The sequence below is a fragment of the Aquabacter sp. DMC10 genome, assembly GCF_056314145.1.
Genome location: NZ_JBQUYX010000005.1, coordinates 154,735 through 170,744 on the forward strand (window position 1 = coordinate 154,735; position 16,010 = coordinate 170,744).

At 68.3% G+C, this 16,010-nt stretch carries 16 protein-coding genes and 1 pseudogene; 10 read left to right on the top strand and 7 right to left on the bottom strand.

Going from position 1 to position 16,010, the window contains the following annotated elements; translation table 11 throughout:
• Nucleotides 1-1,211: 1,211 nt before the first annotated feature.
• From ACT54L_RS15260 to ACT54L_RS15285, 6 genes and pseudogenes are all read right to left on the bottom strand, one after another.
• Nucleotides 1,212-1,482 (bottom strand): annotated as a pseudogene (locus ACT54L_RS15260) (MerR family transcriptional regulator); the annotation flags it as partial.
• Between the two features lie 17 nt (nt 1,483-1,499).
• Nucleotides 1,500-1,817 carry an integration host factor subunit alpha gene (locus tag ACT54L_RS15265; RefSeq protein WP_476086485.1) on the bottom strand — a complete coding sequence of 106 codons (318 nt, stop codon included), beginning with the start codon at nt 1,815-1,817 and terminating at the stop codon, nt 1,500-1,502.
• A gap of 96 nt (nt 1,818-1,913) precedes the next feature.
• The gene (locus ACT54L_RS15270) at nt 1,914-2,888 is read right to left on the bottom strand and encodes a beta-ketoacyl-ACP synthase III (protein ID WP_476086486.1); all 975 of its coding nucleotides are present in this window, start codon (nt 2,886-2,888) and stop codon (nt 1,914-1,916) included.
• Nucleotides 2,885-3,958, bottom strand: a complete 1,074-nt coding sequence (plsX, locus tag ACT54L_RS15275; protein WP_476086487.1) for a phosphate acyltransferase PlsX — start codon at nt 3,956-3,958, stop codon at nt 2,885-2,887. Before plsX ends, ACT54L_RS15270 begins: the two co-directional genes overlap by 4 nt.
• Before the next feature lie 124 nt (nt 3,959-4,082).
• Nucleotides 4,083-4,607, bottom strand: coding sequence for a YceD family protein (locus tag ACT54L_RS15280; protein ID WP_476086488.1), 525 nt, complete (start codon nt 4,605-4,607; stop codon nt 4,083-4,085).
• Nucleotides 4,600-5,148 (bottom strand): ubiquinol-cytochrome C chaperone family protein, encoded by a 549-nt coding sequence (locus ACT54L_RS15285; protein WP_476086489.1) that lies wholly within the window; start codon nt 5,146-5,148, stop codon nt 4,600-4,602. The genes ACT54L_RS15280 and ACT54L_RS15285 overlap by 8 nt, the downstream gene beginning before the upstream one ends.
• A gap of 253 nt (nt 5,149-5,401) precedes the next feature.
• On the opposite strand from ACT54L_RS15285, the gene ACT54L_RS15290 reads away from it, so the two are divergent.
• On the top strand, nt 5,402-5,938 hold the full coding sequence (locus ACT54L_RS15290) for an outer membrane protein assembly factor BamE (RefSeq protein ID WP_476086490.1): 537 nt from the start codon (nt 5,402-5,404) through the stop codon (nt 5,936-5,938).
• Between the two features lie 69 nt (nt 5,939-6,007).
• Here the strand turns inward: ACT54L_RS15290 and tpiA are convergent, their stop codons facing one another.
• Nucleotides 6,008-6,772: a triose-phosphate isomerase gene (tpiA, locus tag ACT54L_RS15295; RefSeq protein ID WP_476086691.1), complete on the bottom strand. Its 765-nt coding sequence runs from the start codon at nt 6,770-6,772 to the stop codon at nt 6,008-6,010.
• A gap of 160 nt (nt 6,773-6,932) precedes the next feature.
• On the opposite strand from tpiA, the gene ACT54L_RS15300 reads away from it, so the two are divergent.
• The 9 genes from ACT54L_RS15300 to ACT54L_RS15340 all read left to right on the top strand — a co-directional run bounded on the left by ACT54L_RS15300 (nt 6,933) and on the right by ACT54L_RS15340 (nt 15,738).
• Entirely contained in the window at nt 6,933-8,831 is a 1,899-nt protein-coding gene (locus tag ACT54L_RS15300) for a SurA N-terminal domain-containing protein (protein ID WP_476086491.1), read from the top strand.
• A gap of 8 nt (nt 8,832-8,839) precedes the next feature.
• Nucleotides 8,840-10,351 carry an anthranilate synthase component I gene (gene trpE, locus ACT54L_RS15305; protein ID WP_476086492.1) on the top strand — a complete coding sequence of 504 codons (1,512 nt, stop codon included), beginning with the start codon at nt 8,840-8,842 and terminating at the stop codon, nt 10,349-10,351.
• A gap of 136 nt (nt 10,352-10,487) precedes the next feature.
• The gene (locus tag ACT54L_RS15310; RefSeq protein ID WP_476086493.1) at nt 10,488-11,093 is read left to right on the top strand and encodes an anthranilate synthase component II; all 606 of its coding nucleotides are present in this window, start codon (nt 10,488-10,490) and stop codon (nt 11,091-11,093) included.
• A 4-nt stretch (nt 11,094-11,097) separates the two neighbouring features.
• Nucleotides 11,098-12,120: an anthranilate phosphoribosyltransferase gene (trpD, locus tag ACT54L_RS15315; protein WP_476086494.1), complete on the top strand. Its 1,023-nt coding sequence runs from the start codon at nt 11,098-11,100 to the stop codon at nt 12,118-12,120.
• On the top strand, nt 12,117-12,914 hold the full coding sequence (trpC, locus tag ACT54L_RS15320; protein ID WP_476086495.1) for an indole-3-glycerol phosphate synthase TrpC: 798 nt from the start codon (nt 12,117-12,119) through the stop codon (nt 12,912-12,914). The genes trpD and trpC overlap by 4 nt, the downstream gene beginning before the upstream one ends.
• Before the next feature lie 97 nt (nt 12,915-13,011).
• The gene (locus ACT54L_RS15325) at nt 13,012-13,443 is read left to right on the top strand and encodes a DUF2147 domain-containing protein (protein ID WP_476086496.1); all 432 of its coding nucleotides are present in this window, start codon (nt 13,012-13,014) and stop codon (nt 13,441-13,443) included.
• 157 nt (nt 13,444-13,600) lie between these two features.
• Entirely contained in the window at nt 13,601-14,014 is a 414-nt protein-coding gene (locus tag ACT54L_RS15330) for a DUF2147 domain-containing protein (protein WP_476086497.1), read from the top strand.
• A 10-nt stretch (nt 14,015-14,024) separates the two neighbouring features.
• Complete coding sequence (gene moaC, locus ACT54L_RS15335; RefSeq protein ID WP_476086498.1) at nt 14,025-14,504, top strand: cyclic pyranopterin monophosphate synthase MoaC; 480 nt, start codon at nt 14,025-14,027, stop codon at nt 14,502-14,504.
• A 22-nt stretch (nt 14,505-14,526) separates the two neighbouring features.
• Nucleotides 14,527-15,738: a molybdopterin molybdotransferase MoeA gene (locus tag ACT54L_RS15340; RefSeq protein WP_476086499.1), complete on the top strand. Its 1,212-nt coding sequence runs from the start codon at nt 14,527-14,529 to the stop codon at nt 15,736-15,738.
• Nucleotides 15,739-16,010 lie beyond the last annotated feature (272 nt).

A 16,010-nucleotide genomic window follows, 5' to 3' on the forward strand; every position in this document is an offset into this window, starting at 1 on the left:
CGTTGTCTCCGGGTCCAGAACCTGGTCGAGCAGCCGGCGGCATTCCCCCAGTTCGTGCAGAGCGCCCTGAAGCCGCGTCACATCCTCCCGGGAGAGCACCGGCACCGCCCCCGCCGCGGAAAGGCGGGGATCGGAACGCAGATGCGGCGGCAGATACTGCTCGGGCGGCCCCCGGCGCGGATCTGCCCGCGAAACGCGCGTGCCATCGGGCGCGTAGGTGTCGCGGGTTTCCTCATACTCCGCCATGCGGTCGTCCTGCACCTCTTCCGGCGGCGCCCGCAGCGGCCCCCGATGCACCGGGCGCGCGGCCTCCGCCCCTCCCCAGCCTTCGCCCTGGCGGGGCTCATGCACCGGATATTCGGCGGGATAGGACGGGCTTACCGGGGGCGGCGGCGCGAAGACCGGTTCCTCGCGCTCCTTCATGCGCCGGATCCGCGCCTCCAGGGGCTCGGAAATCTGCTCGGCGGGAGGCGCCAGTGGCTCGTCGTCGAAGAAGGGCAGGAGCGGGTCCTCCAACTCCGGAGCGGGCGGGGCCTCGGGGATGCGGGCGGCGGGCCCGCGACTGGGGCGGCGGGGAGTGGGGATGCTGGTCTCGCGAAGCGGGGGCGCGGTCGGCGCCGGCGGAAGGGGCGTGAAGTCCGGCTCGTCATAGGTTGCATCCTCCCCCATGTCGGGGAGGTCGGTATGGCCATACTCAGCATGGCCATACTCGGCGTGGCCATACGGGGCCTCGTCCTGGGGCCGGGTAAAGCGAAACTGTTCGGGCGGGTCCGGCTCGAACCGGGGTTCGACGCGGGGCGCCGCCGAAACGGGAGCCGCGCGATGCGCCATGCGCGCCCCTGCCCCGCCGTCCCTGGGCGCCGGGGGTGCAGGTGGGTCATAGGCCTCGTGCGCCCGATAATAGGTCTCCTCGCCCTCCTCCGCGCCATAGGGCGCCCCATGGCCGGGGCCGGTCCGGGACGGGGAGCGATCCTCCGCCCGAGAGGCTTCAAGGCCCGGCTCCCTTCGGGGCGCGGCGCGAAAGCCGTCCTCCATGAACGGGAGCGGCGGCTCTTCCAGGGGATCGTAATCCGGCTGCGGGGCCGGGGCCTTGCGGCCGGGGATAAGGCCCAGGAGACCGCCCACCATGCTGCCGCGCGGCTTGCGGGGCGCAGAATCCTCGGGCTCAGATGAATGAATGGGCGCGCCGTCGGCCTCGACCCCGATGCCCTGGACGTGGCGAACGCCCTGGTCTTTCAGAATCTTCTGCACACCTTTAATGGTGTAACCTTCGCCATACAGCAGATGCTGGATGCCGCGCAGCAGAACGATATCGTCGGGGCGGTAGAAACGGCGGCCGCCGGCCCGCTTGACCGGACGGATCTGGGTGAACTTGGTTTCCCAGAAGCGCAGCACGTGCTGGGGAAGGCCAAGCTCCTCCGCCACTTCGCTGATGGTGCGGAAGGCGTCAGGCGATTTGTCGGCTGTCCTTGCGTCCGGCACGTCGCGCCCGTTCCCGATCAGTCGATGTCCTTATCGTCCGATGTGCGCCCGTTTATGCGATTCTTCAAGATACTGGACGGCTTGAAGACCATGACCCGGCGCGGCTCGATGGGCACTTCCTCGCCGGTCTTCGGGTTGCGGCCGATCCGCTGCCCCTTGGAGCGGACGACAAAGGAGCCGAAGGATGACAGTTTTACCGTCTCGCCGCGCGCAAGGCAGTCGGCGATCTCCTTGAGGACGGACTCCACGAGTGCCGCAGACTCGGTTCGGGACAACCCAACCTGCTGGTACACGGCCTCGCAAAGATCAGCACGCGTGACGGTCCGACCAGCCATGTGTCTCCCCGGCCCCAAGAGAGTTATGTTGGAACGACCCTATCGACTTTCTGCAAGCGCGGTCAACGGGCTTAATGGCGCATTTACCACGCCTTTTCACCAGCGTACCAGCACCGAGCCCCAGGTGAAGCCCCCGCCCATCGCCTCCAGAAGGACGAGATCGCCCCTTTGGATGCGTCCATCCTTGCAGGCGGTGTCCAGCGCCAGCGGAATGGATGCCGCAGAGGTATTACCATGCCGATCAACCGTCGTCACCACCTTTTCAGGGGCAATGCCGAGCTTCTGGGCGCTGGCGTCAATGATGCGTCGATTGGCCTGATGGGGCACGAACCAGTCGATGCTCTCCGCGCTCTCGCCGGTGGCGGCGAAGGCGTCTACGATCACGTCGGTAATCATGCCCACCGCATGCTTGAAGACCTCACGGCCTTCCATGCGCAGATGACCCACGGTCCCGGTGGTGGAAGGACCGCCGTCCACATAGAGCTTGGACCGATGACGGCCGTCACAGCGCAGGTGGGAGGTCAGGATCCCCCTGCCCTCGCTCTTGTCCGCGTCCACCGCTTCCAGGACCACCGCGCCGGCGCCATCGCCGAATAGGACGCAAGTGCCGCGGTCTTCCCAGTCCAGAATGCGCGAGAAGGTCTCGGCGCCGATCACCAGCGCGCGGCGGAAGGCACCGGTGCGCAGATGCGCATCGGCGGTGGCGAGCGCGAACACGAAGCCGGAGCACACCGCCTGAAGGTCGAAGGCGGCGCCGTTGAGGATGCCGAGCTGGGCCTGCACCGTGGCGGCGGTGGCGGGAAAGGTCTGGTCCGGCGTGGAGGTGGCCAGGATCACCAGATCGATATCGGCGGCGGTCACGCCGGCATCGGCCATGGCACGCTCGGCCGCCTTGCGGGCGAGGTCGGACGTGTATTCCCCCTCGGCGGCCACGTAACGCTGGCGGATGCCCGTGCGCTGGACGATCCACTCGTCAGACGTGTCCACCCGCTGCGCCAGATCCGCATTGGTCAGGACCGTCTCGGGCAAGTAGGAACCGACGCCCTGCACCAAGGAAGTCTTCAAGGTCACGATTGTTCTTCCGTTTCGGCCGTCTCGACACACACCGCGCCCGATGCGGGCGGGCGGCGGCTAAGCAGGCTCGTTTCGATCCGGGTCAGCAATTGGTGGCGGATCATGTCGTAGCCCACATCCACCGCGGCGGCGAAGCCTTCCGCATCGGTGCCACCGTGGCTCTTGATGACGACGCCGTTCAATCCCAGGAACACGCCGCCATTGGAGCGGCGGGGGTCCATCTTCTCGCGCAGGGCCCGGAAGGCATCGCGGGCCAGCAGATAACCGATGCGAGCGCGCCAGGTGCGGCTCATGGCCGAGCGCAGATAGGAGGCCAATTGCTTGGCCGTGCCCTCGGCGGTCTTCAGCGCGATGTTGCCCGAGAAGCCCTCGGTGACCACCACGTCCACCGTGCCGGCGCCGATGTCGTTGCCTTCGACGAAGCCGTGATAGGCCATGTCCGGCTGGGTGTCCTCCTTGAGGATCCGGCCAGCTTCCTTGACTTCCTCGACGCCCTTGATCTCCTCGACGCCCACGTTGAGCAGGCCCACGGTCGGCCGGGCGATGTTGAGCACGGTGCGCGCCATGGCCGAGCCCATGATGGCCATTTCCACCAGGCTCTGGGCGGTGGCGCCGATGGAGGCGCCCATGTCGAGCACGATGCTCTCGCCCTTCAGCGTCGGCCAGATGGCCGCGATGGCAGGCCGGCCAATGCCGGGCATGGTGCGCAGGTTGACCTTGGCCATGGCCATGAGGGCGCCGGTGTTGCCGGCCGAGACGGCGGCATCCGCGTCCCCGGTCTTCACCGCATCAATGGCGCGCCACATGGACGAGCGATAGCGGCCGGCCCGCAGGGCCTGGCTCGGCTTGTCGTCCATGCCCACCACCACCTCGGTGTGGACCACCTGGGCCACCGCCGCGAGCGCCGGATAGCGCGCCAGAACCGCCTTCACCCGCGCCTCGTTCCCGAACAGGATGAGTCGCATGTCCGGGTGCCGGCTCTGGGCGATGGCAACGCCCGGGATCACGACCTCAGGGCCGTGATCGCCGCCCATGGCGTCGATGGCTATGCGAACCGGGGCAGTCATTTCGTCGAGGGTTCCAGTCGATCCTGCGCGGCGCGGGCATGCCGCATGGCGGGCGGACAATAACGTGTGAAATTCGGGCCGCAACTGCCGCCGCGCGGGTGCTCGCAGAGAGCCACGCCGAGGGTCACGTTTTCCCCTTCAACTGGGCGAGCGCGGCGAAAGGCGATTCGACCGCCGGCCCCTCCTCATGGGTCTCGAACACCTCTCCCGGACGGCGGGGATAGGGGTCAAGGCCAAGCGACAGAAATTCCGCAGCCAGGGCGCCAATGTCCACCGCGCCATCCACCAGTGCGTCCGGCGGATCGCGCAGAACCTCGGCCTCGGGGTCTTCCTCCTGCGCCGCCTCAAGCGCCGCCACCTCCTCCGGCGGAGCGAACTCCACCTCGAACGTCTCGTCCACCGTGTCGTCGAACGGCTCCAGGGAGACCACGGAGGTCACCCGCACGGTCGCCCTCAGCCGCCCCGTCACCACCGCCCCCTCGCGGCGGGGCACGATATTGGCCTCCAGGGTGAAATCGGACACGTCCAGCACGTCCACATAGCGGGCCAGGGCGGCGCGCTCCTGCGCGTTCGGCACGAGGCGCACGGTCGTGCCCGTGGGCGAGAGTTCGGCGATGCGAACTTTATGGGTCAAAGGCTGGTCAGACATGGACTTCAACTTTATCCGGCGAGAATGGCGGGAAGGCGGCCTCGCCGCTGGAAAAACGGTCGAGCGGCTGGGCGGCCAGCGCGTCGCGCGCCGCGCTGACATAAGCGGCAAGGGCGCCGGCGGGGGCATGTGACGCATCGGCCTCGAACACGTTCCGTGCCAGGGCCTCGTGCAGCGCCTGCGGGCCGCTGGCCAGCGCCACGTCATAGGCGGCCGTGCGGCCATAGAAGGCCTGGCCGATCTTCTTCATGCGCTTGGGCACGGACAGGTCGCCGATTCCCATCTCGCGCAAGGTGCGATCCATGTCGTCCAGGAAGGCGTCGAACACCTTCTGGGACATGTCCTGCCCAACCTCCCCCTCGCCCTTCAGGCGATGGCAGACCAGGAAGGTGTGCAGAAGGAGAAGCTCGAACCGCCCTTCCACCGTATCGGGGACGCCCAACTCCATATAGAAGGCTGGCTGCCGCGCCTGTGCCACGATCGCGCCATACAGCCGCTCGATGGTGTCTTGGGTCTTGTTTCGGCGGAACAGCTTGAGCATTACGTCCTGCGGGGGATCTTGGCGTGGGGCGAGGCGCACGGTAATGCGCCTGCTCGAACCCTTTTTTCGGGCGTAGCGCGCCCGGTCCCGCGTGGCAAGGGCGGGAATGGCTGCGGGGTGGGGGCACCCGGGCTGGTGACGGATCGGCGGCGGCGCGTCGAACGCGCGGGGCCGGATGGGAAACAATGGGAGCGCGGAAGGCGCGGCCGGCGGCCGGGCTTTCGCCTCGAACGAGGGACATGGCGTGGCGTCAATGCAGTTGAAGATCGGTGCACCCGACACTTCGTCCTCCCGCAGGCGTAGCCTTCTGCGCACCGGAGCCCTCATCGGCGCCGCCGCTGCCTCCACCTTCCTGACCGCCTGCAGCGGCGCGCCAGGACTGACCACCGGCTCCGGGACCACGCTGTCCGGCGTGGTGCGCACCTATCACCGCGGCTATGTGCTCTCGGAGGGCGCGCTGGAACAGGTCCCCGTGGGATCGAGCCAGGAGCAGGTGCTGCTGGTGCTGGGATCGCCGTCCACCGTCTCGGTGGTGAATGGCGACGTGTTCTACTACATCTCCCAGGTGCAGCAGAAAGTGGCATTCCTGAAGCCCGAGATCATCGAGCAGAAGGTGCTGGCGGTGTATTTCGACAAGAACCGCCGGGTCACCCGCATCGCCAATTACGGCCTGCAGGACGGCAAGGTCTTCGACTTCGTCAGCCAGACCACGCCCACCTCCGGCGCCGAGCTGTCGATCCTGAAGCAGCTGCTCCAGGCGACGAATTTCAGCCCCATGGCCACCCAGTAACAGCCGGAACGACGGCCGGGGGAACCCGGCCGTCCCACGCCCCGCCCGACACCCGCCGAGGCCGGGCTTTCAGACTGAGGCGTAAGCCTTTGCGATGGCGAGGAAATCACTCGCCTTCAGGCTGGCACCTCCCACCAGAGCGCCATCCACGTCCGCGGCATGAAGCAAAGCGACGGCGTTCTCCGGCTTGACCGAGCCGCCATAAAGAATGCGCACCTTGCCGGCCTCCGCGCCCAGCGCCTCGGCAAGCACCGTGCGAATCGCCCCGTGCATTTCCTCCACATCCGCAACGGTCGGGACGAGGCCGGTGCCGATGGCCCAGACGGGCTCGTAGGCCACCACCATGTTTTGCCCGGTGGCGCCCGCCGGCACGGAGCCGCGCACCTGCCCGGCCACCACCGACAGCGCCGATCCGGCCTCGCGCTCCTGGCGCGTCTCGCCGACGCATATGATGGCCGTCAGGCCCGCACGCCAGGCCGCCTCGGCCTTGGCGCGCACGGCCGCATCGCTCTCCCCGTGGTCGGTGCGGCGCTCGCTATGGCCCACGATGACGAAGCTCGCGCCCGCATCCTTCAGCATTTCCGCCGCGATGTCCCCGGTATGGGCACCGGAGGCCTTGGCATGGCAATCCTGGCCGCCAATGGCGATGCCGGAGCCCGCCGCTTCCCCCGCCAGGAGCGCCACGAGCGTGGCGGGCGGGCAGATGAGCAGGTCGACCTTGTCCTTCAGGGCCGCATCATAGCCGTCCGCCATGGCGAGCAGTTCGGCGCCGGAATGCTTCAAACCGTTCATCTTCCAGTTTCCGGCAACGAGCGGGCGGCGGGCGGCGGGCATCGGCATCTCCGGTTTCATGTCGTCTTTCCGTGCGGTTAGCAGAGGTCGAAAGGCACTGCAAACACGCCGTTCTGCGCCGTTGCGGGGAGGAAGCCCCCTCCCTATGATGCGCGCCTTCCGCGCCGGGCCTCCGGTCGCCCATCTCAAGTCAGTCGGGACGATGGTACTTCAGACACTCCGCAAAGGCGCCTCGGGCTTCATCGCCAAGGGATTTCTCGCCATCCTCACCCTGAGCTTCGTGGTCTGGGGCGTCGCCGACGTCTTCCGCACCTATGGTGCCAATGCGGTGGCCAAGGTGGGCGGCACCGAGATTTCCATGGATGCCTTCCGGCAGCAGTATCTGAACCAATTGCAGCGGATCAGCCGCCAGGCCGGCCGGGTCATCACCCCCGAGCAGGCCCGCGCCTTCGGGCTCGACCGGCAGATCCTCGACCAGATGATCGCCGAGACCGCCCTCGACGACCAGGCCAAGCGCCTCGGCCTTGCCCTCTCCGACGACGAGATCGCCCGCGAGATCCGCGACAATCCCGCCTTCCGGCCCCAGGGCGCCACGGCCTTCGATCCGGCCTATTTCGGCCAGCTCCTGCGCGCCAACGGTCTGACCGAGGAACGCTTCATCGGCATGGAGCGCCAGCGCAAGATCCGCGAGCAGCTGGTGGAATCCTTCGGCGGCAATGTCACTGCCCCCGCCGTGCTGCGGGACCTGATCCATCGCTACGAGACCCAGCAACGGGACGTGTCCTACGTGGCCGTGGGACCTGCCGCCGCCGGCGCCCTGCACGAGCCGACCGAAGACCAGCTCAAGGCCTTCTATGACGCGCACAAGATCACCTTCCGCGCGCCGGAATACCGGGCCATCTCCTACCTGGCCCTGACCCCCGCGACGCTGGCCCCCTGGATCCAGGTGTCGGACGCCGACGTCAAGGCGGCCTATGACGCCAATCCCGGCCGATTCGGCACGCCGGAAAAGCGCACGCTCCAGCAGATCGTCTTCCCCTCCGCCGAGGATGCGGACTCGGCATCGCAGAAGGTGAAGGCCGGCGCCTCGTTTGCCGACATCGCGGAGGCCCGCAAGCTCAGCGACAAGGACATCAGCCTCGGCACGGTGGCGAAGGCGGACCTCATCGACCCCAAAGTGGCGGACGCCGCATTCAACCTGCCGGAAGGCGGCACCAGCGCGCCCATTCAAGGCGCGTTCGGCACCGCCCTCGTGCATGTGGTGAAGGTGGAGCCCGGTGCCCAGCAGCCCCTGGAGCAGGTCGCCGGGCAGATCCACCAGGAGATCGCCCTCGACCGCGCCCGCAAGGAACTGCTCGACAAGCACGATGCCATTGAGGACGAGCGCGCGTCCGGCTCGACGCTCGCGGAAGTCTCGCAGAAGCTCGGCCTTCCCCTGGAGACGGTGGATGGCGTGGACCGCTCGGGCCGCGATCCGTCCGGCGCTGAGATCAATGACATTCCCGGCCGCGCGGATGTGGTGTCCGGTGCCTTCTCGGCCCAGCCGGGGGTCGAGACCGATGCGGTGCAGCTGCCCCAGAACGGCGGCTATGTCTGGTACGAGGTCAAAGAGGTGACGCCCGCCCGCGAACGCCCATTCGACGAGGTGAAAGACCAGGTGAAGGCCCGCTGGACCGAGGACGAGACCGTAAAGGCCGTCAACGCCAAGGCGGACGCCTTGCTGGCCGAGGTCAAAGGCGGCAAGTCGTTGGCGGACGTGGCGTCCACCGCGGGCCTCGACCTCAAGACCCAGGACGGCCTCCAGCGCGGCCGCACGGCCGGGGACTTCGGCGCCGCGGCCGTGCAGGCGGTGTTCAACGCCAAGGTGAACGAGGCCGGGGTTACCTCCGGCACCGTGCCGGCGGAGCGCATCCTGTTCCAGGTGACCAAGGAAACCGTGCCGGCCGACACCGCCCTCGACGCCCGGCTTGAGGCTCAGCTTGGCCAGCAATTGGAGGGCGACATCCTTAATCAGTATGTGGTCCAGCTGCGCAAGGAGATCGGCGTGTCGATCAACGAGCGCTCCTACATGCTGGCCATCGGCGGCGGCAGCGCGAATTGAGCCCAGCCATGAATGCTCCCACCGATTTCGAGGCCTTTTCCCGGCGCTATGCCCGGGGCGAGGCGCAGGTCGTCTCCACCACGCTGGTGGCGGACCTGGAGACCCCCGTCTCGGCCTTCCTGAAGATCGCCGGCGACCTGCCCAACGCCTTCCTCCTGGAATCGGTGGAGGGCGGGGAGACGCGCGGGCGCTATTCCATGATCGGTTATGCGCCCGACGTGATCTGGCGCGCCAATGGGGAAAAGGCGGAGATCAACCGCACCGCCCTCACCGACCCCGACGCCTTCGCGCCCTGCGCCGAGCCGCCGCTCAAGGCGCTGCGCGCCCTGCTGGCCGAATCGGCCATCGCCTTGCCCGAGGGCGCCCCGCCCATGGCGGCGGGCGTGTTCGGCTATCTCGGCTATGACATGGTGCGGCAGATGGAGCGGCTCGCTCCCGCCAAGCCCGATCCCATCGGCGTGCCCGAGGCGCTCCTCATCCGCCCCACCTTGATGGTGGTGTTCGACGCGGTGAAGGACGAGCTGACCGCCGTCACCCCCGTGCGTCCGGTGGACGGCGTCTCCGCCAAGGCGGCGTTCGAGGCGGCGCTGGAGCGGCTCGACCAGGTGGTGGCGGCCCTGGAACGCTCCATCTCCCATCCCGCGCCCGAACCCTTCCATGGCCATGTGGACCAGGTCTCCAACACTTCGGAGGCCGAGTTCTGCGCCATGGTGGAGAAGGCGAAGGAATTCATCCGCGCCGGCGACATCTTTCAGGTGGTGCTGTCCCAGCGCTTCGAGAGCCCCTTCACCTTGCCGCCCTTCGCCCTCTACCGAGCGCTGCGGCGGGTCAATCCGGCGCCCTTCCTGGTCTATCTGAACTTCGCCGGCTTCTCGGTGGTGTGCTCCAGCCCGGAAATCCTGGTGCGGCTGCGGGACGGCAAGGTCACTATCCGCCCCATCGCCGGCACCCGTAAGCGCGGCGCCACCCACGGCGAGGACGAGGCCCTGGCCACCGAGCTTCTGGCCGACCCCAAGGAGCGGGCCGAGCATCTCATGCTCCTGGACCTCGGCCGCAACGATGTGGGCCGTGTCTCCAAGATCGGCACGGTTGAGGTCACCGACAGCTTCTTCATCGAGCGCTACAGCCAGGTGATGCACATCGTCTCCAACGTGGAAGGCACGGTGGACCCTAGGTTCGACGCCCTCGACGCCTTGGCGGCGGGCTTTCCCGCCGGCACGGTCTCCGGCGCGCCCAAGGTGCGCGCCATGGAGATCATCGACGGGCTGGAGAAGGACAAGCGCGGCATCTATGCCGGCGCCATCGGCTATTTCGGCGCCAATGGCGAGATGGACACCTGCATCGTGCTGCGCACCGCCATCGTGAAGGACGGGCGCATGTATGTGCAGGCGGGCGCCGGCCTCGTCTATGATTCCGTGCCGCTGAGCGAGCACCAGGAATGCATCAACAAGGCCAAGGCCCTGTTCCGGGCGGGCGAGGAGGCTGTGCGCTTCGCCGCGCGTGCGGGGCGCGGGCAATGACCGGCCGGCGGCTCTTCCTGAAGGAACGATGGCGCGGCGCTTGACCCTGCCGCCACCCCACGCATTAACTCGGGGCGGGCTTGCTGCCATCAGGAGCGCGAGCCGCCTGCCCGGATCCGCCGGGCCTGGAGTTCCGATGACCGCCGTTACGCTGATCGATAATTACGACAGCTTCACCTACAATCTCTGGCACTATCTCGGAGAGCTGGGGGCCACCGTCACCGTCCATCGCAACGATGCGAAGGACGTGGAGGCGGTGCTGGCCGAGAAGCCGGACGCCATCGTCATCTCTCCCGGGCCGTGCACGCCGAGCGAGGCGGGCATCTGCCTCGACCTCATCGCCCGCGCCGCCGGCGAGGTGCCGCTGTTCGGCGTCTGCCTCGGGCACCAGGCCATCGGCCAGGTGTTCGGCGGCGACGTGATCCGCGCGCCCATCCCCATGCACGGCAAGATGTCCGAGATCCATCACGACGGGCGCTCGGTGTTCCGCGGCCTCAACCGGGCGTTCCAGGCAACGCGCTATCATTCGCTGATCGTGGATCGCGGCACCTTGCCCGCGGCCCTGGAAGTCACCGCCCACACGGAAGACGGCCTCATCATGGGCCTCGCCCATCGCACCCATCCGGTGCATGGGGTGCAGTTCCATCCCGAGAGCATCGCCTCGGAAAATGGCCATGCCCTCATCCGCAACTTCCTGGAGATCGCCACCGCCTTCAATGCGGGCAAGAGGCAGGGGAGCTGACGCCATGGAATTGTTCCGCCCCCTCCTGGCGAAGGTCGCCAGCGGCGCCGCGCTCACGCGCGAAGAATCGGCCTATGTGTTCGACAAGATGATGTCGGGCGAGGCCACCCCCTCCCAGATGGGCGCGCTGCTCATGGGCCTGCGCGTGCGCGGCGAGACGGTGGAGGAGATTGCCGGCGCCGTCTCCGTCATGCGCGAGAAGATGCTGCCCGTCACTGCCCCCTCGGGCGCTGTGGACGTGGTGGGCACCGGGGGCGATGCCTCCGGCTCCTACAACATCTCCACCTGCGCCTCCTTCATCGTGGCGGGCGCCGGCGTGCCGGTGGCCAAGCACGGCAACCGGGCGCTCTCCTCCAAGTCGGGCGCCGCCGACGTGCTGATGGCACTGGGCATCAAGATCGACCTGCCGCCCGCCGGCATTTCCCGCTGTATCGCCGAGACAGGCATCGGCTTCATGTTCGCGCCGAGCCACCACCCGGCCATGAAGCATGTGGGCCCCACCCGCGTGGAGCTGGGTACGCGCACCATCTTCAACCTGCTGGGCCCGCTCTCCAATCCGGCGGGGGTGAAGCGCCAGATGGTGGGCGTGTTCGCCAAGTCCTGGATTGCCCCGCTCGCGGAAGTGCTCCGCACGCTCGACTCCGAGCGCGCCTTCGTGGTGCACGGCTCGGACGGGCTGGACGAGATCACCATTTGCGGCCCCACTGACATTGCCGAGCTTGCCGACGGGCGCATCCGCACCTTCGAGATCTGGCCCGAGCAGTTCGGCCTCGAACGCGCCGCCCCCGAGGCGGTGAAGGGGGGCGATGCCGCCCATAACGCGACCGCCCTGCGGGCGGTGCTGGAAGGCGCCCGCAATGCCTATCGCGATGTGGCCGTCCTCAACGCCGCCGCCGCGCTCCATGTGGCCGGCCGGGCCGAAACCCTTGAAGAGGGCGTCGCCCTCGCGCAACAGAGCCTCGATAGCGGCGCCGCCAAGGCGCGGCTCGACGCCCTGATCGAGACGTCCAACAAGGCGGCGGCATGACCAAGCCCAACATCCTGCGCAAGATCGAGACCTACAAGCTCGAAGAGATCGCCGCCGCCAAGGCTGTTCGTCCGCTGGCCGAGGTGGAAGCGGCCGCGAAGGCCGCCCCGACCGTGCGCCCCTTCGGCGGCGCGCTGAGCTCCGCCATCGCCGCCAACCGCACGGCGCTGATCGCCGAGATCAAGAAGGCAAGCCCGTCCAAGGGCCTCATCCGCCCGGATTTCGATCCGCCTTCGCTGGCCGCCGCCTATGAGGCCGGCGGGGCGTCCTGCCTCTCCGTGCTCACCGACACGCCCTCCTTTCAGGGGGCACCGGAATTCCTGGTGGCCGCCCGCGCCGCCTGTTCCCTGCCGGTGCTGCGCAAGGACTTCATGCACGACACCTATCAGGTGGCGGAGGCCCGCTCCTGGGGGGCGGACTGCATCCTCATCATCATGGCCTCGGTGGACGACGCGCTCGCCGCCGACCTCTACGCCGCCGCCCTGCATTACGGCATGGACGCCATCATCGAGGTCCATGACGACGCCGAGCTCGACCGCGCCTTGGCGCTGGGCGCGCCGCTGGTGGGCATCAACAATCGCGACCTGCGCACCTTCGATGTGACGCTGGCCAACTCCCAGCACCTCGCCCCCCGCGTGCCGGCGGACCGGGTCTGCATCGGCGAGAGCGGCATCTTCACGCCCGCCGACGTGGCCCTGCTGCGCGAAGTGGGCATCCGCTCCATCCTGGTGGGCGAGAGCCTGATGCGGCAGGACGATGTCGCTTCAGCCACACGGGCGCTCCTTGCGGACTAGACTTGCCGTATAGGTCAACCTGAACGATCATGCCCCCAGCTCCGCCCGGGCGGCCATGCACGGCCGCCTTCAATGAGGCGGAGCATGGAGGATGCCCATGGTTCGTCTGTCTCCCGGCGCGCTGGCGCTGTCCGTTGCCCTCTCTCCGCTGTTCGCCTTCGGCGCCCTCGCCGCCGACGTGACCGGCACGTGGCTCACGCCCAGCCGCAACGGCGTGGTGGAAATCTACAAATGCGGCGCCTCTGTCTGCGGGCGCCTGGTCTCGTCCGACGGCCTGAAGGCCGATCCGACGCTGAAGGACGTGAACAACACCGATCCCGCCCAGCGCGGCCGCGCGCTGAAGAGCCTCGTCATCCTCCAGGGCTTCAAGGGTTCGGGCGGCAATTGGAGCGACGGCACCATCTATAATGCCGAGGACGGCAAGACCTATTCGGCCACCCTCACCCTCGATGGCGATGACACGCTGAAGGTGAAGGGCTGCGTGTTCGTGCCGCTGTGCAAGACGCAAAGCTGGACGCGCGCGCGCTGAGCCCAAGGACCCGGGCACAGCGTGGGTACCGCGCGACGGGTGACGCCTGCCGCCCGCTCTGCAATAGTCGCCGCCGACGTGCGGGAGATTCTCCCGTGCATGGAACGGCATCACCGGGGCGGCGCGCCTGCCGCCTCCGGCATGAGGAGAAGCGACAATGCGCGCGCGGCTTCTGGCCCTTGCGATCCTGACCGGCTTGGCCGGCCCGGCCCTTGCGGCCGACGTGACCGGAACCTGGCAGACCCCCACCGACGACGGCGTCGTGGAGATCACCGCCTGCGGCAGTTCGGTGTGCGGGCGCCTCGTGTCGTCCTCGGACATCAAGGCCAATCCCAACCTCACCGATTCCAAGAACACGGATGCCGCGCAGCGCAGCCGCCCGCTCAAGGGGCTCCTGATGCTCCAGGGCTTCACCGGCAAGGGCGGCTCCTGGACCGGTGGCAAGATCTATAATCCCGACGACGGCAAGACCTATTCTTCCACGCTCGAACTGAAGGGCGACAACACCCTCCAGGTGAAGGGCTGCGTCATGGTCTTCTGCGAGACCCAGACCTGGACCCGCCTGAAATAGGACGCCCCTCATGTCCGGCCTGACCCATCTGGATTCCTCCGGCGCCGCGCGTATGGTCGACGTCTCCGAAAAGGCGGCGACCGCGCGCGAGGCGGTTGCCGTGGGAGAGGTGGCCATGGCGGCGGAGACGCTGGCCCTCATCCGCTCCGGCAATGCCAAGAAGGGCGACGTGCTGGGCATCGCGCGCATTGCGGGAATCATGGCCGCCAAGCGCACGCATGAGCTCATTCCGCTCTGCCACCCCCTCATGCTCGCCAAGGTGGAGCTGGAGGTGGAGCCGGACGATGCCCTCCCCGGCCTGCGGGTGACCGCGCGGGTGAAGACCACGGGCCAGACCGGCGTGGAGATGGAGGCGCTCACCGCCGTCTCCGTCGCCTGCCTGACCATCTATGACATGGCCAAGGCGGCAGACCGGGGCATGCGCATCGGCGGCATCCGCCTGATGGAAAAGGCCGGCGGCCGTTCCGGCCACTGGCGGGCCGAACCCTGACCGGCCGCGCGAGGATCATCCCATGTCCCTGATGCCGGTCGACGCCGCCCTCTCCCTCGTCCTGTCCGACCTCGTCCCGCTTCCGGCGGAGACCGTGCCGGTGGGCGAGGCCGTGGGCCGCGTGCTGGCCGAAGATCTTGTGGCCCGTCGGAGCCAGCCGGTGGCCGATATGTCGGCCATGGATGGCTATGCGGTGCGCGCCGCCGACATTGCCGCCCTCCCCGTCCGCCTGCCCGTGCGGGGCGAATCGGCCGCTGGCCGCCCCCTCGGCGCGCCGCTCGCGCCCGGCACCGCCGCGCGCATCTTCACCGGCGCGCTGGTGCCGGAGGGCGCCGACACGGTGGTGATCCAGGAAAACACGCGCCGCGATGGCGATGACGTGGTGGTGGAGAAAGAGACGGCGCCCGGCCGCAACATCCGCCGCAAGGGCTTTGATTTTGCCGAAGGCACGGTGATTCTGAAGGCCGGCCAGCGGCTCAATGCCCGCGACGTCATGCTCGCCGCCGCCGCCAACCATTCCACCCTGATGGTCCGCCGCCGGCCGCGCGTCGGCATCCTTCAGACGGGGGATGAATTGGTGCGCCCCGGCGAAGCCCGGGCTGCCTCGGATGTGGTCATGTCCAACGTGTTTGGCCTCACCGCCCTCGCGCGGGCGGCAGGCGCCGAGGTGAGCGACCTTGGCAAGGTGGAAGACACGCTGGAGGGGACCCGCGCCGCCATCGCCCGCGCCCGCGCGGAGGGCTTCGACGTGCTGGTGACATCCGGCGGCGCCTCGGTGGGTGAGCACGACCTTATGGCGCCGGCCCTGCGCGCCGAGGGGATCGCCCTCACCGTCCATAAGATCGCGCTGCGGCCCGGCAAGCCGCTCATGTATGGCCGCGGCGGCGACATGCGCGTTCTGGGCCTGCCCGGCAATCCCGTCTCGTCCTATGTCTGCGCCTTCCTCTTCCTGGCGCCGCTTGTGAAAGCGCTCCAAGGCATGGCGGAATTGGAGACACCCCGGGTGCCCGCCCGCCTGGCGGCGCCCGTGAAGGCCAATGACATTCGGCTCGACTTCATGCGCTGCACCAGCCGGCCCGGAGTGGACGGCGTGCCGGAGGTCACCCCCCTGCCCCTCCAGGACAGCGGCATGATCTCCGCCCTGGCGCTGGCCGATTGCCTGCTGGTGCGCCCCGCCTTCGCCCCGGAGGGCGCGCCGGGCGAGGCGTGCGAGATCATCCGCCTGGCGGACTGATCTGCGTCCGCGACAAAGCTCACCCTCTCATCCGCGCTTTTACCTCATGTTCACTCTTGTGGAACACAAAAGGAACATGTAGAGAATTGTTCTCGATTTGTTTCGCTTTCCTTCGCCTTTTTACGGAGGGTCGAAGGCGAGCGGACGGATCGGCGCCGGATAAGGACCGGGTGCGCCGCGGCCTGAGCCGGGTGTGTCCCGGCGCCGTTGGACCCATCCGTGCGAGAGGGGCCGCAATTGGGTGGACTGGCCTGTCCGGGGCACGGACGCGT